Origin of the sequence: Mesorhizobium sp. M0437 (assembly GCF_040321335.1) — a bacterium.
Classification (GTDB): domain Bacteria; phylum Pseudomonadota; class Alphaproteobacteria; order Rhizobiales; family Rhizobiaceae; genus Mesorhizobium.
This window is the reverse complement of the sequence record NZ_JAMYRK010000142.1, coordinates 1-4,493: the sequence shown is the minus strand read 5'-3', so window position 1 is coordinate 4,493 and position 4,493 is coordinate 1. Positions and strand designations below refer to the sequence as shown.

5 protein-coding genes and 1 pseudogene are annotated in these 4,493 nt (G+C 59.2%); 2 read left to right on the top strand and 4 right to left on the bottom strand.

What is annotated here, in order from left to right:
* From tnpA to NKI72_RS34075, 3 genes are all read right to left on the bottom strand, one after another.
* Window positions 1–394: IS66-like element accessory protein TnpA (gene tnpA / locus NKI72_RS34085; RefSeq protein WP_352852133.1), on the bottom strand; the 394-nt coding region annotated here is incomplete at its 3' end.
* A 438-nt stretch (window positions 395–832) separates the two neighbouring features.
* On the bottom strand, window positions 833–1,078 hold the full coding sequence (locus NKI72_RS34080) for a hypothetical protein (protein ID WP_352852131.1): 246 nt from the start codon (window positions 1,076–1,078) through the stop codon (window positions 833–835).
* A gap of 83 nt (window positions 1,079–1,161) precedes the next feature.
* Window positions 1,162–1,863 carry a Crp/Fnr family transcriptional regulator gene (locus NKI72_RS34075; protein ID WP_352720273.1) on the bottom strand — a complete coding sequence of 234 codons (702 nt, stop codon included), beginning with the start codon at window positions 1,861–1,863 and terminating at the stop codon, window positions 1,162–1,164.
* 412 nt (window positions 1,864–2,275) lie between these two features.
* Here NKI72_RS34075 and NKI72_RS34070 point away from each other — a divergent pair, with 412 nt between their 5' ends.
* Window positions 2,276–2,461: a hypothetical protein gene (locus NKI72_RS34070; protein WP_352720272.1), complete on the top strand. Its 186-nt coding sequence runs from the start codon at window positions 2,276–2,278 to the stop codon at window positions 2,459–2,461.
* A 1,020-nt stretch (window positions 2,462–3,481) separates the two neighbouring features.
* Here NKI72_RS34070 and NKI72_RS34065 read toward each other — a convergent pair.
* A pseudogene (locus tag NKI72_RS34065) lies at window positions 3,482–3,990 on the bottom strand (ferritin-like domain-containing protein).
* 102 nt (window positions 3,991–4,092) lie between these two features.
* On the opposite strand from NKI72_RS34065, the gene NKI72_RS34060 reads away from it, so the two are divergent.
* On the top strand, window positions 4,093–4,493 hold a 401-nt coding region (locus NKI72_RS34060), incomplete at its 3' end, for a KTSC domain-containing protein (RefSeq protein ID WP_352852130.1).

The following is a 4,493-nucleotide window of genomic DNA, read 5'->3' as shown; positions in this document are numbered from 1 at the left end:
TCACGCCGTTCGGCAGCGACGCGCTCACCTTGGCTGGAGAGGAAAAAGGCGCTGTCCTTTTCGATGCCGACCTACGTGCCCCATCGCAAGTCCCCGGCAAATCCACCGCAGCCATGCTGCTCTGTCGCAGCAAGGCCCGATCGGAAGTGCTTTCAATCTGAACCGGGATGAACGCCGATGGTGGGGGCTGTGGGACGGACTGGGTCTCCGCCCGCTTCTTTATCCACTTCCGAAGAAGGTTCGCATTGACCCCATGTTTGAGCGCAAGCCTCGATACCGACACGCCAGGCTCAAGACAGGCCGAGACAAGACGGTCCTTCGATGCCGGGTCGTATCGGCGTCGCCCGTCCCGACCGACAAGCCTCACCCGCAGTTTCTGCTCATCTTCTTCCATCACAAGGTGTCCACCTATTTTGGTGGACACCTCATGCATCAGAGCACTCAACAGCAAAAGGTGCGGGGAAATTCGCGCTTACCGAAGTGCGATATCAGGCGCGTTGCCGCCTGGCGGCTGTACGTGGGCCACAACCTGACCGTCCGTGATTGGGAGCCACATGGCTAAAGCGGCTGTTCCGCTATTGAGCCTCGACATGCGTTTTCGGGACCCACCCCGTCGGATTCAATCGTGAATCCCGCATCGATCGCGCTTCGCCCAATGAGATCGCAAAGTTGCCAGTCCGTGAGTTCGCAAAAGGGAAGCATTCTCCTCACGGTGTGGCTAACCTCGGATATCGAAATGCTCGGGCTGCCGATGTTGTCGATCAGGTGGCGGACAATCGCTTGGCGAACGTCCGATACGTAGGCGTCTGCGCGAGCGCAGGCATCACCGGCCCTATGAATGGAGCCGTGGTTCTGCGGCCACGGCTGTTTTTAAGTCGAACGCGACTGGCACACCGTGAATAATGGATGCTGCCGCCAAGAGCTCCTCCAGCTCGCGGTCGGTGGCCCTGCATGCGGGCATGGGTGTTCGGATGGCGCGGATTGCCTGTGCTATCGAAAGGAAGTGGGCCTTGCCTCTGGAGAGAACATAGGCTTCGGCGGCTCTTTCAAGCGTGACTGTGTCAAAAGTGGTGGTCATCGAGAATTCCTCCCTGAACCCTGACCCACACGATTTACGGCACGAATTCGGTAGCTTGCAAGGGTTTGTCTGATTTAGGACAGTTAGGCGGAGGCTAGGCCGAAGTGACTTTGCTCCTCCTCCCCGTAAGCACCATGCGTGAGTCGTATCATTCCAACGCGGTCGATAATCGTGATCTCGCCGCGCTTGGCGTGAACCAGCCCCCGATATTCAAGCATTTGGAGGGCCGTGGTAACGCCGGGGCGCTGGGTACCAAGCATTGTCGCCAAGAATTCATGCGTCAGGTAGATCTTATTTCCTTCGACGCGGTCTTGGACCATCAGCAACCAGCGGGCCAAGCGCTCCTCGATTTTGGAGTGGCCGTTGACCAGTGCCGTCCGGGACGACTGGATGAGGAACGCGTGGGCATAGCGAAGCAGTGACTCGCGAAGGGATTGGCTCTCCGCAATCGCAGAGCGAAGAGCTTCAACCGGGAGGATCCAGCCATTACCTGCGACTTGGATATAGGTTTCATTGGGCGACTTGTCCTGGCCGAGAATAACGGCAACTCCTGTCATGCCGTCGTGGCCGACGATGCCGACCTCGCTTTGCCGCCCTCCGGTCATCGTAGCGACCACCGACGCGATGCCCATCTCTGGAAAATACACACGCTCGATCGGCTGATAAGAGACTTCCAGCTGGTCTTTGCTGTTGAGTTCGACGTGATGCAGTGACGGCCTCAAAAGCGCGAAATCCTCCGAGGAGAGGGTTTTCAATACATGGTTGCGAAGAAGGGATTGGGGCATGGCTCTCTCTCCCATGCGGGCAAGAGCACGTACCTCTTACTGTCGGCTGCGTCCGACGCGCTGGCGGCCGATGTGGGAAGCATAGCCTTCAAATGTGCGGTTGGCAAAGAGTCCGTTCCTGGCGAAAGGCTCGGGGAATGTCGGCTTGAGTCCCGTAGGTGGTGGGCGCTTCTTATGACTTATGAGGCCGGTCACGAATGTCCGGAACCGGCCTAAGCAGATCGGCAGGTTTCGAGCATCGAGTTGGCAAAAGCAGTCGTTCAGCTCACGTGATGAGTTTCGGGCGCCCTCGCTTTGCGCTTACCGACGTTGTGCTTCACCCGTTCCGGCCCTCTTCTTAAGCGCAGTAACTTTGAAACAAATCCGGCCGGCAGGCGTTCCAGCATGGCGGGCGGCGTTGCCGGAGGACCCAATGCCCGACGAATACAATGACATCGTCATCCCCCAAGACCACGATGCATCGCCACTTCGGGAGGAGGAGTATTTCGTCCTCTGCCCGGCGTGCGGCCAAGCGTTCGACATCAGGTGTATGGCAGAGGCGCTTCATCACAACGAGCTAGGCCACGAGCCATACGACCTCGACCGTAGTCGGCAGTGATCGACGACCGTCGTTGAGCGTTTGGAGATGTCCCTTCAGGCCTCAATACGAGCCGGGTCGAGACCAGCACCGAGGGTAAGCTCTCGCTCATCTGGCCGGTCGCGTTGCCGACCGATCGGCCTGACGAATCCCTGTCGCGAGGGCGGATCTTCGCCGGCACGCTATGTCTTGACGATACCTTGCGGGCTTTCAGCAACGACTTGATGCCGTTGTGGTCGTCGATGCGGCCGCGGCCGACCGAAAGCTTCGACAACGTATGCACCGCATGCGACAGTTGTTGTTCATCCAGGGCGACGGCGCCTACTCCACCGCAACCATGTCGCCCAGTTCTGTCACGACGCTCCGAAGCAGACCTGCTCCCGGCATCGGGTGCCGGGACCAACATGTGATCTCCATAATGCGTAAGAGCCGGAGGCTGATCGCCGGCGACAAGGCGCTCATTGCAGAGAAAGGTTAACGATCGATCGGATGCCCGCGTGCCTTCACGTGCAATGTTGCTGGGCGCCTCCTTCGACAGCGCGCACATGCGACACGTCCTGGCCGCGCGCGCCGCCTGTTGCCGAGAGCGACGATCGCGAATGCGCGAACGGCTGGACGGCAGGTGAAGCGGGGTCGCGATAGGCGCACATCGGACTTGCTTCACCAGTAGTCCGAAGACGTTGGCGCGCCCGCCGCCCAGCCCCGGAGCGGCTGACTTCCTCTCGATCCGGCGATGGCCATTAACGCGGAGTGTGGCGCGGAAATCGATCTTTCGCCTTCAGGTACGTCGTTCCGGTAAATCCGAAGAACGCCGACGCCGGAAGCAGGTATCGAGCGCGCTTTGATGCGACGGCAACGCCTACAAGCAATTTTCCCTGTGTTTCTCTTTGGCGGCAACGATCGACGGGCACCCAAGATAGTTTCCGTACGCCGCCCCGACAATTAACTTCCAAGCCGCGGAAGCTCTCCCGTCGCCATCGGAGCCGGTGTTAACGAGCATCGCGCCGAGCCCGACTTCACGATCACTACGTTCCCACCCGATCACCGTTTGGCGCTGTCGCTGTCCGCTTCGGCCCGCGCAAGGAACTGCTCGGTCGTGGAGGGAAGACGGGTTTTCAGCCAATCCGCCATCGCGACTTCCTCTCGCAGATTCTCTTCGCAAGCCCGAAGAACCTCGGTTTCGCCGAGCGATTGAGCAGCGGCAATCAGGATCGTGTAGGAGGCGATTTCCATGTGCTCGAACGTGTAGCTCGCGAGCGATCCTTTCATCACCTCGTCTCCGGCGAAGACGCCGCTCAGCGATTGCGCCATCGCCGTCAGCTTGCCGCCAGCGTCCTTCATCGTGGATGAACCCTCGTCCATCTGATCGAGACAAGTCTTCAGCCGGGCAACCTGCTGCTTCGTTTCATCGAGGTGCTGTCGGATCCGGTCGCTCAGTTCGGGATAATTCTCGATACGGCTCAACTGCCCGTTCAACATCGTTCGGCCTGCTCTTCCATGGCATGAGCGTCTCTAAGCCATTGGACAAACCATTCCCGGCTTTCTGACATTTCGAATCTCCTTTGCTATTTAAGGAAAAACTTTCGGAAGAAGACATTGTTCCGGAGTAGAGCCCGCCGAACGGGCCTTGACAGTCCCAGAGGATCAGCGTCGTGGCGGGTTTCAATTCACCTCGCGAAAATCCTGCAGCGATGCGTGGGGAAGGCCAAGATCGCGGAAGACCGGCGCAAGGAAAACGGCCCGATCGCGACTGCTGGCGCTCCGCATTGAGCCTCGTGCCTCACCGCACCACCATAGTCACAAGGAACGCGACGGCCTCTCCGCTCGTTGATTGCTTTCGAATTCGAGCCGCCGTCATGCCCTCCACATCGATACGCAAAACGGAATACGATCCCGACAGAAGAATCCTCTCGGTCTGGTTCGTGGCCACCGGTAAGCGCTACGAGTTTGAAGGGGTACCGCCGGAAACCTTTGCCGCGTTCCGGGCGGCGTTCGCCAAGGGCCGCTATTTCAACGACCATATCCGCAACAATTTCCGCTACCATCTGGTTGC

What these genes read in the sequence shown, in the direction of transcription:
- NKI72_RS34080 (WP_352852131.1), bottom strand. Translation starts at nt 1,078, where the DNA reads ATGACCACCACTTTTGACACAGTCACGCTTGAAAGAGCCGCCGAAGCC.
- NKI72_RS34075 (WP_352720273.1), bottom strand. Translation starts at nt 1,863, where the DNA reads ATGCCCCAATCCCTTCTTCGCAACCATGTATTGAAAACCCTCTCCTCG.
- NKI72_RS34070 (WP_352720272.1), top strand. Translation starts at nt 2,276, where the DNA reads ATGCCCGACGAATACAATGACATCGTCATCCCCCAAGACCACGATGCA.